The 17,152-nt window shown below is 62.3% G+C and carries 10 protein-coding genes and 2 pseudogenes; 7 read left to right on the plus strand and 5 right to left on the minus strand.

Annotated elements, in window-relative coordinates; translation table 11 throughout:
* The first annotated feature begins 90 nt into the window (after positions 1-90).
* From recC to NPS58_RS22840, 6 genes are all read left to right on the plus strand, one after another.
* Complete coding sequence (recC, locus tag NPS58_RS22815; protein ID WP_274117517.1) at positions 91-3,570, plus strand: exodeoxyribonuclease V subunit gamma; 3,480 nt, start codon at positions 91-93, stop codon at positions 3,568-3,570.
* The gene (recB, locus tag NPS58_RS22820; protein WP_274117518.1) at positions 3,567-7,247 is read left to right on the plus strand and encodes an exodeoxyribonuclease V subunit beta; all 3,681 of its coding nucleotides are present in this window, start codon (positions 3,567-3,569) and stop codon (positions 7,245-7,247) included. Before recC ends, recB begins: the two co-directional genes overlap by 4 nt.
* Positions 7,244-9,325, plus strand: coding sequence for an exodeoxyribonuclease V subunit alpha (recD, locus tag NPS58_RS22825; protein WP_274117519.1), 2,082 nt, complete (start codon positions 7,244-7,246; stop codon positions 9,323-9,325). Before recB ends, recD begins: the two co-directional genes overlap by 4 nt.
* A 112-nt stretch (positions 9,326-9,437) precedes the next feature.
* The gene (locus NPS58_RS22830) at positions 9,438-10,013 is read left to right on the plus strand and encodes a YfiR family protein (protein ID WP_274117520.1); all 576 of its coding nucleotides are present in this window, start codon (positions 9,438-9,440) and stop codon (positions 10,011-10,013) included.
* A complete protein-coding gene (locus tag NPS58_RS22835) occupies positions 10,013-11,278 on the plus strand; it encodes a diguanylate cyclase domain-containing protein (RefSeq protein ID WP_425313112.1) in 1,266 nt (421 codons plus the stop codon). Before NPS58_RS22830 ends, NPS58_RS22835 begins: the two co-directional genes overlap by 1 nt.
* Positions 11,279-11,281: 3 nt before the next feature.
* Entirely contained in the window at positions 11,282-11,782 is a 501-nt protein-coding gene (locus NPS58_RS22840; protein ID WP_274117522.1) for an OmpA family protein, read from the plus strand.
* On the opposite strand, the pseudogene NPS58_RS22845 reads toward NPS58_RS22840, so the two are convergent.
* The 5 genes and pseudogenes from NPS58_RS22845 to NPS58_RS22865 all read right to left on the minus strand — a co-directional run.
* Positions 11,779-11,916: pseudogene (locus NPS58_RS22845) on the minus strand (LysR family transcriptional regulator); the annotation flags it as partial. The gene NPS58_RS22840 and the pseudogene NPS58_RS22845 sit on opposite strands and share 4 nt — an antisense overlap.
* 227 nt (positions 11,917-12,143) lie before the next feature.
* Positions 12,144-12,632: a hypothetical protein gene (locus tag NPS58_RS22850; RefSeq protein ID WP_274117523.1), complete on the minus strand. Its 489-nt coding sequence runs from the start codon at positions 12,630-12,632 to the stop codon at positions 12,144-12,146.
* On the minus strand, positions 12,625-12,915 hold the full coding sequence (locus NPS58_RS22855; protein ID WP_274117524.1) for a bacteriocin immunity protein: 291 nt from the start codon (positions 12,913-12,915) through the stop codon (positions 12,625-12,627). Before NPS58_RS22855 ends, NPS58_RS22850 begins: the two co-directional genes overlap by 8 nt.
* Positions 12,916-12,922: 7 nt before the next feature.
* A pseudogene (locus NPS58_RS22860) lies at positions 12,923-14,286 on the minus strand (S-type pyocin domain-containing protein).
* A gap of 255 nt (positions 14,287-14,541) precedes the next feature.
* Positions 14,542-15,489 (minus strand): LysR family transcriptional regulator, encoded by a 948-nt coding sequence (locus NPS58_RS22865; RefSeq protein ID WP_274117525.1) that lies wholly within the window; start codon positions 15,487-15,489, stop codon positions 14,542-14,544.
* Between the two features lie 136 nt (positions 15,490-15,625).
* Here NPS58_RS22865 and NPS58_RS22870 point away from each other — a divergent pair, with 136 nt between their 5' ends.
* Entirely contained in the window at positions 15,626-17,152 is a 1,527-nt protein-coding gene (locus NPS58_RS22870; RefSeq protein ID WP_274117526.1) for a CoA-acylating methylmalonate-semialdehyde dehydrogenase, read from the plus strand.

The following is a 17,152-nucleotide window of genomic DNA, read 5'->3' on the forward strand; positions in this document are numbered from 1 at the left end:
TAGGGGTTTTGTCTTTTCCGGGCCTGCAATCGCAGCGCCGCTTCCTCATGATATGGTTTCCCCCTGTCCGCACAGCCTCAAGGATGTCCAATGCCGCACGTAAATCCATTACTTCCAGGATTCATGGTGGTCCACGGCAATCGCCTGGATGAATTGCGCAGCCTGGTTGTCAGTTGGATGCGGCGTTACCCCCTCAAGCCGCTGGAAAACGAGATTGCCCTGGTGCAGAGCAACGGTATCGCCCAGTGGCTGAAACTGGCTCTGGCTGAAGATCCCGAAGACGATGATTCAGGCGGTTGTGGCATCGCGGCGGCGATCGAAGTGCAACTGCCCGGTAGCTTCATGTGGCAGTTGTACCGCCGCGTGCTCGGTCGCGACGAGATCCCGGAAGTGTCGCTGCTCGACAAAGCCCCCCTGACCTGGCGACTGATGCGCCTGCTACCCGAAGTCATCGACCTGCCGCACTTCGAACCCCTGCAGCGCTTCCTCAATGACGACAGCGATCTGCGCAAGCGCTATCAGCTTGCCGAACGCCTTGCCGATTTGTTCGACCAATACCAGGTGTACCGGGCCGACTGGCTCAAGGATTGGGCGGCTGGCCGGCATGTACTGAACACTGCCAGAGGCGAAACCAAGCCGCTGCCGCCAGCCAATTGCTGGCAAGCCGAGCTCTGGCGGACATTGCTGGTGGATGTCGGGGAAGAGGGCATGGCCCAGAGCCGCGCCGGCGTACACCAACGCTTTGTCGAACGCATCAACAGCCTTGAACAGGCGCCGCCAGGGCTTCCTTCACGGGTGATCGTCTTCGGTATTTCCTCGTTACCGGCACAAGCGCTGGAAGCGCTGGCCGGCCTTGCCCGCTTCAGCCAGGTGCTGCTCTGCGTGCATAACCCTTGTCGTCACCACTGGGCCGATATCGTTGCCGACAAAGACTTGCTCCGCCACCAGTACAAACGCCAGCAGCGCAAGCAAGGCATGCCCAGCCTGATCGACGCCCAATCCCTGCACCAGCACGCCCATCCGCTGTTGGCCGCCTGGGGCAAGCAAGGGCGCGACTACATCAACCTGCTCGACAGCTATGACGATCCCGGTAGCTACCGCGCCGCGTTCAGTGAAGGCCGCATCGACCTGTTCAGCGAAAGCGACCCCAAGACCCTGCTTAACGAACTGCAGGACGACATCCTCGAGTTGCGCCCGCTGGCCGAAACCCGCGAGCGCTGGCCAGACGTCGATCCTGCCAAGGATCGTTCGGTACGCTTCCATGTCGCCCACAGCCCGCAGCGTGAAGTCGAGATACTGCACGACCAGTTGCTGGCCCGCTTCAGCGCCGACCCGTACCTGCGCCCTCGTGATGTCATTGTCATGCTGCCGGACATCAACACCTACGCCCCGCACATTCGCGCCGTGTTCGGCCAGCTGGAGCGTGATGATGCCCGCTACATTCCCTACACCCTCACTGACCAGGGGCAGCGCGGACGCGATCCGTTGCTGATTGCCCTGGAGCACCTGCTCAAGTTGCCCGAGAGCCGCTTCTCGGTCAGTGAAGTGCTCGATCTGCTCGACGTCCCGGCCTTGCGCGCCCGGTTCGCCATCAAGGAAAGCGACCTGCCGACCCTGCATCGCTGGATCGAAGGCGCCGGTATCCGTTGGGGGCTCAATGCCGAGCAGCGAGCGAGCCTGGGCTTGCCCGCCGACCTGGAGCAGAACAGCTGGCGATTCGGTCTGCGCCGCATGCTGCTGGGCTATGCCGTCGGTGTCGGCGAGGCCTGCGATGGCATCGAGCCGTACGATGAAATCGGCGGTCTGGATGCGGCGTTGATCGGTCCGCTGGTGGCCTTGCTCGATGCCCTGGAGGTGGCCTACCAGCAGCTTTCCCAACCAGCGACCGCCACGCACTGGGGCGAGCGCCTGCATGCCTTGTTGCAGGTTTTCTTCCTCGCTGAAAACGAACACGACGATTACCTTCTAGTGCAGTTGCAGACCCTGCGCGAAACCTGGCTGCAGACCTGTGAGTCGGTCGCGCTGCAAGACCTGCTGCCGCTGACGGTAGTGCGCGAAGCCTGGCTGGCCGGGCTTGACCAGGGGCGTCTGTCCCAGCGTTTCCTGGCCGGCTCGGTCAACTTCTGCACGCTGATGCCGATGCGTGCGATTCCGTTCAAGGTGGTGTGCCTGCTGGGCATGAACGATGGCGACTACCCGCGTGCGCAACCGCCATTGGATTTCGACCTGATGGGCAGCGATTACCGCCCCGGTGACCGCTCGCGCCGCGAAGATGATCGCTACCTGTTGCTCGAGGCACTGCTTTCGGCGCGTGAACAGTTGTATGTCAGTTGGGTCGGTCGCAGCATCCGCGACAACAGCGAGCGTCCAGCCTCGGTTCTGATCGGCCAATTGCGCGACCACCTGGCCGCCGGGTGGCGCCTTGCCGGCGCCCAAGCCGGCGGCAAGCTCGATGCCGGAGAACAACTGCTGCACGCCCTGACGATCGAGCATCCGCTGCAACCGTTCAGTAGTCGCTACTACGTCAAGGGCAGTCCCTTGTTCAGCTATGCCCGTGAATGGCATTCACTGCACCGGCCAGCCGACACGCCGGCCAAGGTCGAGGATGAGTTGCCGCCCTACGTCAGTGACGAAGCGTTGAGCCTGACCTTGCTGCAAGACTTCCTGCGCCGCCCCGTGCAGCACTTCTTCAGCCAGCGCCTGAAGGTGTTCTTCGAGTCCGTGGAGGCGCCAGTGCCGGACGAAGAGCCGTTCGTGCTAGACGCCCTGCAACGCTACAGCCTGAGCGCGAGCCTGCTGGAGGCGGCGCTCGCAGCACCAAGCGATGCGCCTCAGGCGCTGCATGCCCAAGCCCGACGTTTGCAGGGTAGCGGGATGCTGCCCCTGGCCGGCTTCGGTGAGTGCCTGCAGGCGGAGCTGATCGAGCCGTTGCCGGACCTGCTGCAGCGTCACCAGCAGTTGCTCAGCCAATGGCCTATCCCGCTGGACAGCGCCTTGCCGATCCGTTTCGAGTACCGCCAGCTTGCCTTGGAGGGGTGGCTCGGCCGTGTCTATCAACGTGACGATCAATCCCTGCTGAGCATTACCACCGTGCCTAACAGCATCAGCAGCGGGCGCACGCGAAAGTGGCATCGGCTGACCTCGACCTGGGTGGTCCACCTGGCCGCCTGCGCCGTCGGCCTGCCGTTGCACAGTGCGGTGGTGGCCACTGACGTCACCCTGCTACTGGCCCCCATCGAGCAGGCCCGTGCGGCGGAACTGCTGGGCTACCTGCTGCTGGCGCGCCAGGCAGGGATGTGCGCTCCGCTACCGGTGGCCGTGAAGACGGCCTTTGCCTGGCTGGCCCAGAGTGATCCCGAGAAAGCCTGGGCCGCGGCCATCAAGCAATACGACGGGGATGGTCGAAACAGCGCTGGCGAGCGTAGCGAAAGCACCGCATTGGCCCGTCAGTTCGCCGATTTTGCCGCCTTGAATGCCAGTGAAGAATTCGAAGGCTGGTGTGAAGCCTTGTACCGTCCGATGTTCGAAGCGCCCTGGCAGACCCTGGACAATGAGGAGGGCGGCCAATGAGTCGCGTAGCACCCCTGGCTCTGACCTTTCCCTTGCATGGCAGCCAACTGATCGAGGCCAGCGCCGGTACCGGCAAGACGTTCACTATTTCGGCGTTGTACCTGCGCCTGGTGCTCGGACATGGCGGCGAGCAGGGGTTTGGTCGTGAGTTGTTGCCGCCACAGATTCTGGTAGTGACCTTCACCGATGCGGCCACCAAGGAGCTGCGCGAGCGTATCCGCACCCGCCTGGCTGAAGCTGCACGGTACTTTCGCGGCGAGCTGCAAGAGGCGGATCCGCTGCTCCAGCAACTGCGCGACGATTATTCGCCCGACCTCTGGGGGGGCTGCGCCAATCGCCTGGACGTTGCCGCGCAATGGATGGACGAGGCCGCCGTATCGACAATCCACAGCTGGTGCCAGCGCATGCTGCGCGAGCATGCGTTTGACAGCGGCAGCCTGTTCACCCAGAGCCTGGAAACCGACCACAGCGAACTGCTCGGCCAGGTCATGCGCGATTACTGGCGCCGGTTCTGCTACGGGATGCAAGGTGAGGCCCTGGCCTGGGTTCGCGCCCACTGGATCAGCCCCCAGGCCTTGCTGCCGCGGGTGCGAGCGCTGTTCGGCCGCCAGCGCATCCTGAGCAACGATGAAGAACCCCAGGCCTTGATCGAAGCGGTGTTGCAGCAACGTACCGAACAACTGCGCACGCTCAAGGCGCCCTGGGCGCAGTGGGCGGGCGAGCTGCTGCAGATCTGCCGTGACGGCGTCGCCGCCAAGCAGGTCGATGGACGCAAGATGCAGGCGCGCTTCTTCGAACCCTGGTGCGAAAAACTGGCGGCCTGGGCGACCGATGAACAGGCGCTGGATCTTGACCTGGGCACGGGTTTCACCCGCCTGACCCGCGCCGGTATGGCCGAAGCCTGGAAGGGCGAGCCGCCGGAGCATCCGGCATTGCAGGCCATGGAGAGTCTTGGCCAGCAGCTCCAGGGCTTGCCAACGGCAGATGCCTGTCTGCTCGAGCACGCTGCCGTCTGGGTCGGCGCCCGCTTTGAAGCCGAAAAGCGTCGGCGTGCCGAAATGGGCTTCGATGACATGCTGCTGCGCCTCGACCATGCCCTGCACAGCGACACCGGTGAGCGGCTGGCGGGCTTGATCCGCGAGCAGTTCCCGGTGGCCCTGATCGACGAATTCCAGGACACCGACCCGGTGCAGTACCGGATTTTCCAGCGTATCTACCGCATCGAGGAAAACCTGCACGACACCGGCCTGTTCATGATCGGCGACCCCAAGCAGGCCATCTACGCCTTCCGGGGCGCCGATATCTTCACCTACCTGGGGGCTCGCCGGGCCACCGCCGGGCGCTTGCACAGCCTGGACACCAACTACCGTTCCAGCCAGGCCATGGTCACTGCGGTGAATCACGTGTTCATGCAGGCCGAGACTCGGGAGCTTGGACGTGGTGCGTTCCTGTTTCGCGACGGTGATGACAACCCGGTGCCCTTTGTAGAGGTCAAGGCCAAAGGTCGTAGCGAGCAGTTGCAGGTCGACGGGCAGCCGGTTGCGGCATTGAACCTCTGGCAACTGACCAGCGGGGAACCGGTGTCCGGTGCCATATACCGCCAACAGCTGGCCGCCAGCTGCGCCAGCCAGATCGTTGCCTTGCTCAATGGCGGGCAGCAGGGCCGCAGCGGTTTTGTCCAAGACGATCAGCCATTGCGTGGCTGCATGCCCTCGGACATCGCCATTCTGGTGCGCGATGGCCACGAGGCACAGTTGATTCGCGCCGAGCTTGCGGCCCGCGATGTGCGCAGCGTGTACCTCTCGGACAAGGACTCGGTGTTCGCTGCCCAGGAGGCCAAGGACCTGCTGAGCTGGCTCAAGGCCTGTGCCGAGCCGGACGCCGAGCGCCTGCTCAAGGCGGCGCTGGCCAGCGTGACGCTCAACTTGCCGCTCACGGACCTGGAGCAGTTGAACCAGGATGAGCGGGTCTGGGAGCGCTGGGTCATGGAGTTTCGCCAATACCGGATGATCTGGCGCAGCCAGGGCGTGCTGCCGATGCTGCGGCGCCTGCTTCACGACTTCGAACTGCCCCGGGTATTGATGGCGCACAGCGACGGCGAGAGGGTCCTGACCAACCTGCTGCACCTGGCCGAATTGCTGCAACAGGCCGCCACCGAGCTGGACGGCGAACAGGCATTGATCCGTCACCTGGGCGAGCACCTGGCCAGCGTCGGGCAGGCGGGTGAAGAGCAGATCCTGCGGCTTGAAAGCGACGAGCAATTGGTCAAGGTGGTGACCATCCACAAATCCAAAGGCCTGGAATACCCGTTGGTGTTCCTGCCGTTCATCTGCTCCAGCAAGCCGGTGGATGGCCAGAAAGTCCCCCTGGCCTGGCATGACAGCGAAGGCCAGGCTCACTTGACCCTGACCCCGGACGCCGAGCAGATCGCCCTTGCCGACGATGAGCGCCTGGCTGAAGACCTGCGTCTGCTCTATGTCGCCCTGACCCGTGCCCAGCACGCCTGTTGGCTGGGTGTGGCCGACCTCAAGCGCGGCAATGTAAAAACCTCGGTGCTGCACCGTTCGGCCCTGGGTTACCTGCTCGGTGGCGGGGCGCCGCTGGCGAGCTCGGCCCAGTTGGGTGAGTGGCTGAACGCGCTGCAGGCCGGCTGCCCGGCGATCAGCAGCAGCGCACCGCCGACGGTCGATGAGCAGACGTTCTGCGCGCCGGCCAACCTGGCCGAGTTGCTGCCAGTGCGTCAGCCCAAGCGCCGCGCCGCGGAGAACTGGTGGATCGCCTCGTACAGTGCCTTGCGTATCGGTGAACAGTTGCTGTCACTGACCGCCGACAGCTCCCAGGCTCAGCACCTGCTCGACGACGAGCGGCCCGATCCGCAACAACTGCGTGAAGTGGCGCCCGGCAGCGGTGATATCCACCGATTCCCTCGCGGCCCGAACCCCGGGACCTTCCTTCATGGCCTGCTTGAATGGGCGGGGCACGAAGGGTTTGAGCAGGTCACGGCCGAGCCTGAAAAACTGCAGCGCACCGTGGGCCAACGCTGCAACCGGCGTGACTGGACGGGCTGGATCAACACCCTGACCTCGTGGCTGCAGACGCTGCTGGTGCAGCCCATGAACCTGGCGCCGCACAGCCCTCCTGTGGCCCTGAATCAATTATCCGGGTACCAGATCGAAATGGAGTTCTGGTTCGCCAGTCACAAGGTCGATGTGGGGCAGCTGGATCGGTTGGTCTGCGAGTTCACCCATCAGGGCATGAGTCGGGTCGCCGCTCAGCCGGCCCAGCTCAACGGCATGTTCAAAGGCTTCATCGACCTGGCCTTCGAGCATGACGGGCGCTACTACGTGGCCGACTACAAATCCAACTGGCTAGGTCCGGATGACATGGCCTACAGCGAGCAGGCGATGGAGGCGGCGGTCCTCGCCCACCGCTACGACCTTCAATATGTGTTGTACCTGCTGGCCCTGCACCGCCAGTTGCGGGCGCGCCTGTCGGACTATGACTACGACCTGCACGTAGGCGGGGCATTGTTCGTGTTTCTGCGCGGCGTGCATGCGGCGTCGGGCGGCCTGTACTTCGTCAAGCCGCCACGGGAGCTGATCGAGCGCCTCGATGACCTGTTCCGCGGCGTGAGCACCTTGCAACAACACGACCTGTTCCTGGGAGATGCATCATGAGCCGTACCCTCGACGACCTGTTGCCGACACCGCTTGATGCCCGGCACCTGGCCGCGCTCGAGCCGTTGAGCAACAGTGCCGACCTGTTGGCCCTGCTCGATCGTTGGGTCGAGCGGGGTTGGCTGCGTGCCCTGGACCGTGCCTTCGTCGGCTTTTTGCAGGAGCGCGAGCCAGGCAGCGATTCGCTGGTAATACTGGCCGCTGCCTTGGCCAGTCATCAGTTGGGTCATGGGCATGTGTGCCTGGACCTGGGGGAAACCCTGGCCGAGCCTGATTTTGCCCTGTCCTTGCCGCCGGAAGGCGATGCCCTGGCTGGCCCGTTGCTGCTGCCCTCGCAACTGCTCGAACGCCTGGTGCTGGGCACTTGGTTGCAGCGGTTGGCCAGCAGCGCCCTGGTGGCCGATGCGGACCATCCCGAGCACGTGTCGCGCCCCCTGGTGCTCAGCGGCCAGCGCCTGTACCTGCGTCGTTACTGGGCTTACGAGCGCAGTATCGACCGCGCCCTGCATCAACGTCTGGAGCAGATAGAGCCCAGCCCGGCCGATTTGCCGACGCGCCTGGCGCAACTGTTCGCGGGTGGCGATCTGGCAGGGCAGGTGGATTGGCAGAAGCTCGCCTGTGCCCTGGCCACCCGCGGTGCCTTCAGCATCATTACCGGCGGCCCCGGCACCGGCAAGACCACTACCGTGGTGCGCTTGCTGGCCTTGCTGCAAGCCCCGGCCGTGGAGGCGGGGCGTCCTTTGCGCATTCGCCTGGCAGCGCCCACCGGCAAGGCGGCGGCGCGGTTGACCGAGTCCATCGGCCAGCAGGTGGAGCGCCTGGCGGTTGCCGCGCAAGTGCGGATGAGCATTCCCACCGATGTGTCCACCGTTCACCGCCTGCTGGGCAGCCGCCCGGGTTCGCGGCATTTTCACCACCATGCCGGCAACCCCCTGCCGCTGGATGTGCTGGTGGTCGACGAAGCATCGATGATCGACCTGGAGATGATGGCCAACCTGCTGGCAGCGCTACCGCCCCATGCGCGGCTGGTGTTGCTGGGTGACAAGGACCAGTTGGCGTCGGTAGAGGCCGGTGCGGTACTGGGCGACCTGTGCCGAGACGCCGAGGCGGGGCGCTACAGTGCGCAGACCCAGGCGTGGCTTGAGCAGGTCAGCGGCGAGACGCTGGCCGCCAGCGGGCTCGAAACGGGCACGGCCGAGCAGTTTCCGTTGGCACAACAGGTGGTGATGTTGCGGTTTTCCCGGCGTTTTGGTGAAACCAGCGGTATCGGCCGCCTGGCGCGCCTGGTCAATCAGCAAGACGCCGACCAGGCCCGCGCGTTGCTCAAGGACAAACTGGATGACGTGTTTGGCCTGAGTCTTCGTGGCGAGCAGGATCGCGCCCTGGATCGCCTGCTGCTGGAAGGCCTGGGCCGTGGCGAACAAGGCCCCCAGGGCTACCGAAGCTACTTGCAGATCATCGGTCGGCAGCGTCCGCCACCGGGGACTGCGGCCGATGATCCGCGTTGGGAAACCTGGGCCATGGCGGTGTTGCAGGGCTTCGAGACATTCCAGCTGCTGTGTGCGGTGCGCAAGGGGCCGTGGGGTGTCGAAGGGCTCAACGCGCGGGTCGGCCGCGTGTTGGTGGCGGCGGGTCTGATTCCGGCCGACCAGCCCTGGTATGAAGGCCGTCCGGTGCTGATGACACGCAACGACTACGGCCTGGGCTTGATGAACGGCGATATCGGCATCGCCCTGCGCCTGCCGGATGAGCAGCACCCCGGGCACTCGGTGCTGCGCATAGCCTTCGCCCGCAACGATGGTCGCGGTGGCGTGCGCTTTGTCTTGCCGAGCCGGCTCAACGAGGTGGAAACGGTGTATGCCATGACGGTACATAAGTCACAGGGCTCGGAGTTCACCCACACAGCGCTGGTACTGCCCGATGCGTTGAATCCGGTGCTGACCAAAGAGCTGATCTACACCGGGATCACCCGGGCCAAGACCTGCTTCACCTTGATCGAGCCGCGCCAGGGGGTGTTCGAGGACGCCGTGCGTCGCAAGGTCAAGCGTATCTCCGGGTTGATGCTCAAACAGGTATGACCGGGGCGGTCCGGCTTATGGCCGGACCACCGCGGATTGCCCCCTCGCTGGCAAATCGTCCGTTGTGCTATCGTTGCGACAGTATCCTGCAGTGCTTTAAGAGATTTCCTTCATGAAAGTGGCCGCCCCGACACCGGGACGTGTGACGAGCCGGGGGCGTTCGCTGCTGGCCGCGTTGCCGTTGATGTTCGGAGCGCTGGCCCACGCCGAAACCAATTCCGCCTCGACCCTGGCAGAGCAACGCGCCAAAGCCGTTACTCAGGTGGTACTGGGCATCCTCAGCTATGCGCGCTGGCCGGTCGAGCCCGAGCAACTGCGCTTGTGCCTGGTCGGTCCTACCGAATACGCCGACGATCTGGTCAAGGGCACCACCCAGGCCAGTGGGCGCCCGGTAGCCGTGCGCCGGCTGTTGGCCAACGATCCACGTATTGTCACCGAGTGCGACGCCATGTACCTGGGGCAGTTGAGCCAGGATGAACGCAAGCAGCTGTTCAGTGCTGTCACGGGTCACCCGGTGTTGAGCATCAGCGAGGCCAATGATCCCTGCACCGTCGGTAGTGTGTTCTGCTTGCGGGTCAGCGACCGGCAGGTGGCCTTCGACGTCAACCTCGACTCGGTGGCGCGCAGCGGCGTGCGTATCCACCCCAGTGTGCTGCAGTTGTCGCGGCGCCGGGCGGGGCAGCCATGATGGGGTTCATACGGGGGCGCCAGCGCCCCACCTTGCGTTCGGTACTCGGCCGCCGGCACTTGAGCGTGGCGCTGCTGGCGGTGGGCCTGGCGGGCATTTCACTGACCGTACTTGGCGTGCTGGCATTGCGGGTTTATGCCAACCACAACCTGCACCTGATCGCCCGTTCGATCAACTACACCGTCGAAGCCGCCGTGGTGTTCAACGACAGCAGCGCCGCCAACGAAGCCCTGGCGATGATTGCCTCGACCGAAGAGGTCGCCGATGCCAAGGTGTTCAATCGCAGCAATGAGCTGCTCGCCCGCTGGCAGCGCAACGAAGACGGCCTGATGGCGCAGGTCGAGCAGCGGGTGGCCCGCGCCCTGCTGGAAGAGCCGATCATCCTGCCGGTGCTGCATCAGGACCGACAGGTCGGGCGAATCGAGCTGGTGGGGCAGGGCGGCAGCCTGTTGCGCTTCATGCTCAGTGGCCTGGCCGGCATCATTCTCTCCACGGTGTTGAGCGCGCTGGGCGCGTTGTACCTGTCGCGGCGCCTGTTCGGCGACATTGTCGGCCCGTTGCGCAGCCTGGCCACGGTGGCCCATGCCGCCCGCCGCGAGCGCAGTTTCGACCGGCGCGTGCCGCCTGCGCAGATCGCCGAGCTCAATGAGCTGGGCAACGACTTCAATGCCCTGCTCGACGAGCTTGAAAGCTGGCAAAACCACCTACAGAGCGAGAACGAGAGCCTCGCCCACCAGGCCAGCCACGACAGCCTCACCGGGCTGCCCAACCGGGCCTTCTTCGAAGGTCGGCTCAGTCGCACCGTGCGCAATGCCAACAAGTACCAGGAACACTTGGCGCTGCTGTTCCTGGACAGCGACAACTTCAAGGAGGTCAACGACAACTACGGGCACGCGGCCGGTGATGAAGTGCTGGTCAGCGTCGCGGCGCGGGTGCGCTCGCAGTTGCGGGAAAATGACCTGGTTGCGCGGTTGGGGGGTGATGAGTTCGCGGTGCTGCTGGCCCCCTTGCACAGCCGTGAGGATGCCCAGCGCATCGCCGAGAAGATCATCGTCAGCATGCGCAAGCCGATCCCTTTGGCCGAGGGCAAAAGCATCGTCACCTCATTGAGCGTCGGCATTGCCTACTTCCCGGATGACGGCCGCAGCCCTTCCGATTTACTCAATGCCGCCGATGCGGCGATGTACCAGGCCAAGCGTACCACGCGTGGCCAGTGGCAAACGGCAGAGACGGAGTGCTCTGACCATCCCAAAAACAGGAGCTGAACCGTGACACACTTGAGTCGATACCTGCGTTTTCACTTTGCCTTCCTGGCCTTGGCGTTGTTGGCCTTGACCGGTTGCCAGAGTGTGCCGCCCAAAGGACTGACGGCCGAGCAGATTGCCGTACTCAAACAGGAAGGCTTTCGTCTGACCGACGAAGGCTGGGAATTCGGCTTGTCGGGCAAGGTGCTGTTCGGCAGCGACCTCGACTCGCTCAACAGCCAGAGCCAGGCTATTGTCGAACGCATCGGCAAGTCGCTGCTGTCGGTGGATATCCAGCGCGTGCGAATCGACGGCCACACGGACTCCACCGGCAAGGCCGCCTACAACGAGCAACTGTCGCTGCGCCGGGCCAAGAGTGTCGCCAAGGTCCTGACCTCGGTCGGCATGCGCCCGGAAAACGTCGAAACCCGTGGCCAGGGCAGCAGTGAGCCGGTGGCCAGCAACGCTTCCCGCGCCGGGCGCATGGAAAACCGCCGGGTGTCCATCGTCGTCGCCTCCGACTAATCGGCAAAGCTCATCGCGCGCGACGTGCCCATCAACAGCGGCGCGTTGCGCTCGGTCACGTTGCGGATGTAATCCCACAACAGGGTGATGCGCTTGAGCTTGCGCAGGTCTTCGCGGCAGTACATCCAGAACTTCAAGGAACTCAGGTTAACCCAATGATTACAGGGTCTAACCGCTATGAGTATCCTTGCAGCTCAACCTGCTGTTACAAACACCGTTACAAACCTCGTTTCTCCGTGAGGCCGACGACAAGCACACAAAATCTGACACTCTCTCTTTGATACAATCGCCGCCAGCTCGCTCACACCTTCAGTTTTACCGCCGTGCAGGATGACAGTCCTTCGGTGTGGGCGGGCTGTCGCTACAGCACAACATCTCTATCATTCAACGCGATTTCTATCACCTGCTCTGGCGATAGTCCCTGCGGATAATCAGCTTCATCGAAGTATTCGTCTGGCCAAAAAATCAAATCGGATACGCGCTCATTGGGTATGTTGATTTCCAGCATGTGCAACCAAAAATCAATGTCGTGTTCGGCCCCATCGCACTCCATTACCCTTCGGGCCAGCTCTATCAGCTCCTGCTTGGTTACATCTGCCACACGCTGTTCATACGGTGTTGCTAAGACCTTGCGAACCCAAGTGTCGTGGGTTTGCCCACCATAGATTCCCTGAAAGTCGATGAATTCAAATTCGGTCATGGCTTCTCTATTGAACGCGACCAACTGCTCCCGAGTTTGTTCGGGATGTCCGCAATCAATTTGTTCAGAAAGTCCCGTCAGTCGAGCAACCAAGGACTCGTCCAGTTCGGGGGGCATTAAATCAGGGCGAAGTTCCATACGCTCACTCACAATCTATTCGTTCGTCTTTGAATCCCGGCAAGCCCTTGGACGCACGCCATTCTTTTACAATCTGCGTCACACCTTCAGGGGAGTTATCTGCTCCTGGCTCTGGATAGTAGATCAAGTCTGATCCTGCCGGGTGCTCGCTTACCTTCTCGAAGTGCAACAGGAGCAAGTCAGCACGATCATCGTTTTCGGCTTCTTCGTCTTCCTTGGCGAGTTCTTCCAGCAGCTTGATAAACTCGGCTTCGGTGTACTCCGAAAAGCTGTTTTTCAGTAGGGTATCCGTCATGTTTGGCCTATTCGTTCCGGTGAAGATCGATGTGGTTTCTCGGTGTGTTGATTCGCAGGTTATCCACGTCGTACACGCCACCGCCTTCTGATACTTTTCGAGGTGGTGCAGCTCGTAGGACAATCTACCTCCGACTCTATCGGCTTTTCGCACACGGGGTGCCCGACCTGTACGCATGCGGCCAACACTCTGTTTGACGAACTGGTCCGCTGCTGTCGATCCCGATACAGCTTTCCAGAGTGCGGCTCTGAATGCGTCGAAGCTTTTGAACTCGCGCCCTCTCAATGCGTCCGCCACGTCTGTTGGTATCGGAACGCCAACCCCCGAACTCGCCCCAATAAGCCAGATACCAGCTATATCTTCTCCTTGACCTGTGACGGTGCCGGGGGTCTTACGGACATTCATCACGATGTACAACGGCTGCACACCAGAATCAGCCGGGAACACCAAAATGAAATCTTTGTAAGCGTCCGGGTAGATCGGGCTGACGATGATGTTATCAGCCTGTTCGGTGGGCGGATAAATCCAAATCTGGGGCGCCTGTGGTGCGCCTTCTAACGCTGGAATTCCTAACGTGCTGGATGGGTCAGCGGCTGGTGTCCATATCAAGGTTACGCCGTCACCAAAGTCAGCCACTTGCTGGGAGCCTTGAGCAACGAACTGCACTACGGGAATCATTTCCCATTCCCGGCGCTTCTGGGTGTTGTACCCGTAACCCTTTAAGGTGCCATCGGCCTGCTGCTCAACGGTTAGTCGGACGCGTGTACGTCCTTCTTTAAGCGACTGGAGCTGTTCTTCTGTATATAGGCTGCTGTCGCCCAAGCTGGATGGCCACAGCAATGCAACCACCCCCGCAAGTGCACCAGCAGCAACACCAGAAGTAGCCCCGGACGTCACAGCACCAGCCGAACAAAGACCACCACAAGAAACACCGCCAGCAGTGGCAGCGGCGCCGCCTAATAGAAGTGTTCCCAGTGAGGCGGGTAAGCCGCCACTGATTTTCTTGAGCGGGATATTTCCTTGTGCATCCGTTTCACGACCACCCAGCAACGCAAACCCGCCATATTGGCTAACCGGATCGGTGGGAATGGCTCCGCTGGGACTGACGTGGTTAATGACCCCATTAGGCAGCGTGCAAGGTTTCGTGAAAGTGCGGCCTGCTATTGGCCGTTCCTGCTTTTGAGCTGGCTTAACCAGACTGTCTTCATACGCCTGTTGCCGTGCAAGCATCGCCTCATATGGCTTTTGTCTGGCCTCACGTTCGGCAATTTCGGTTGGTGTCATGTCGCGTAGATAACGGACACCATTACCACCGCCACCACCTCCGCCAGCATGTTGCCAAACCTGTGGTAAGTCCTTGTTACGAGCCATTGAGCGTCCCTGTTTCGCCGTTTAAGTGCGACAGGACGCTATCCCATGCTGGATCGACAAGCCTGTAGGAAGATTCTCAAAATCGTACCGAGTTTTTCCTGTGTTCCGTGTCATTTCAGGGGTAGAAGTATCCTCATGCGGCACTGAACGAAAGCGTCGAGCTGTTACAGGTCGCGTATCAATCGCTGTTACAAACCATTGGTAAAGGCTTGCTGGGGTCTTTACGATGGGGCTACCTGATTCCTTGAAGATCTGTCAGTCGGCAAACAACATCTCCCGACTTTCCCCCATCAACAGCCGCTGATTCTGCTCGGTCACGTTGCGGATGTAATCCCACAACAAGGTGATCCGCTTGAGCTTGCGCAGGTCTTCGCGGCAGTACATCCAGAACTGCCGGGTAATCTCCACTTCCTCCGGCAGTATCGCCACCAGGCGCGGGTCCTGCGCCGCCAGAAAGCACGGCAGTATCGCCAGCCCACGTCCCTGCTGGGCGGCCACGTACTGGGCGATCACGCTGGTGCTGCGCAGGTTGGCGCTGGCTGTCGGGATCACGTTGGCCAGGTACAACAGCTCGGAGCTGAAGGCCAGGTCGTCGACATAACTGATGAACTGATGGCGGGCCAGGTCGCTGCTGCGGGTGATGGGCTCGTGGCTGTCCAGGTATTCCTGGGTGGCGTACAGGCGCAGGCGGTAGTCGCACAGCTTGCAGCATACATACGGCCCGTGCTCCGGGCGCTCCAGGGCGATGACGATGTCGGCCTCGCGCTTGGACAGGCTGATGAAGTGCGGCAGGGGCAGGATGTCGACCGAGATGGCCGGGTAGGCGTCGACGAAATGACTGAGCTGCGGGGTGACGAAAAAGCTGCCAAAGCCTTCGGTGCAGCCCATGCGCACATGCCCGGACAACGCCACGCCCGACCCCGAAACCTGCTCGCACGCCATGTGCAGGGTGCTTTCGATGGACTCGGCATAGCTGAGCAGGCGCTGACCCTCGGCGGTCAGGACAAAGCCGTTGGTCCGCGATTTTTCGAACAGCAACGTGCCCAGCGACACTTCCAGTGAACTGATTCGTCGGGACACCGTTGTGTAGTCCACACCCAGGCGCTTGGCGGCGGCACTGGCCTTGCGGGTACGGGCCACTTCGAGGAAAAACTTGAGGTCGTCCCAGTTCAGCGACCCCAGCGAGGTGATGTTTTTTTGCATGTTGGTCCGGTTTTTATGTGCGTTCTTATTGGATCTTTGCACATCTATACTCCAAAACAAGCCCCAGACCCAAGCGTCCGTCGTGGCAAACCCGGCGGCGTCTTCTCTTCCTAACAACAATTTCAGGAGAGCCCACATGAACGCATCCCTCACTCCCGGCCAGACCAAGGTCGAGCAGGTCAAGCTGTTGATCGACGGCCAGTGGGTCGAATCGAAGAGCAGCGAATGGCGCGACGTGGTCAACCCGGCCACCCAGCAAGTGCTGGCCCGCGTACCGTTCGCCACTGTCGAAGAAGTCGATGCTGCCATTGCCGCCGGCCAGCGTGCGTTCAAGACCTGGCGCGACACTCCGATCGGCGCCCGCATGCGCATCATGCTCAAGCTGCAGGCGCTGATCCGCGAACACTCCAAACGCATCGCCGTGGTGCTCAGCGCCGAACAGGGCAAGACCATTGCCGACGCCGAAGGCGATATTTTCCGTGGCCTGGAAGTGGTCGAGCACGCCTGCAGCATCGGTAGCCTGCAAATGGGCGAATTTGCCGAGAACGTGGCAGGCGGCGTCGATACCTACACCCTGCGCCAGCCGATCGGCGTATGCGCCGGAATCACCCCGTTCAACTTCCCGGCGATGATTCCGCTGTGGATGTTCCCGATGGCCATCGTCTGCGGCAATACCTTCGTGCTCAAGCCGTCGGAACAGGACCCGCTGTCGACCATGATGCTGGTCGAGCTGGCGCTGGAAGCCGGTGTACCGGCCGGCGTGCTCAACGTGGTGCATGGTGGCAAGCAGGTAGTCGATGCCCTGTGCACCCACACCGACATCAAGGCCATCTCGTTCGTCGGCTCCACCGAAGTCGGCACCCACGTCTACAACCTGGCCGGCCAGCACGGCAAGCGCGTGCAGTCGATGATGGGCGCGAAGAACCACGCGGTGGTGCTGCCAGATGCCAACCGTACCCAGACCCTCAACGCTCTGGTCGGTGCAGGCTTTGGCGCTGCCGGCCAGCGCTGCATGGCAACCTCGGTGGCCGTGCTGGTGGGCAAGGCCCGCGAGTGGCTGCCGGAGCTCAAGGAGCTGGCTTCCAAGCTCAAGGTCAATGCCGGCAGCGAGCCAGGCACCGACGTCGGCCCGCTGATTTCCAAGCGTGCCAAGGAGCGTGTCCTGGGCCTGATCGAAAGCGGTATCAAGGAAGGCGCCACCCTTGAGCTCGATGGCCGCGATGTGAGCGTGCCAGGTTACGAGCAAGGCAACTTCGTGGGGCCGACCCTGTTCTCCGGGGTGACCACCGACATGCAGATCTACACCCAGGAAATCTTCGGCCCGGTGCTGGTGGTGCTGGAAGTCGACACCCTCGACGAAGCCATCGCCCTGGTCAACCGCAACCCCTTTGGCAACGGCACCGGTCTGTTCACCCAAAGCGGCGCGGCAGCGCGCAAGTTCCAGAACGAGATCGACGTCGGCCAGGTCGGTATCAACATCCCGATCCCGGTGCCGGTCCCTTACTTCAGCTTCACAGGTTCGCGCGGCTCCAAGCTCGGCGACCTGGGCCCATACGGCAAGCAGGTGGTGCAGTTCTACACTCAGACCAAGACCGTCACCAGTCGCTGGTTCGATGACGACAGCGTCAATGACGGAGTGAACACCACCATCAGCCTGCGCTAA

Origin of the sequence: Pseudomonas putida, assembly GCF_028682455.1 — a bacterium.
Taxonomy (GTDB): Bacteria; Pseudomonadota; Gammaproteobacteria; order Pseudomonadales; family Pseudomonadaceae; genus Aquipseudomonas; species Aquipseudomonas putida_AA.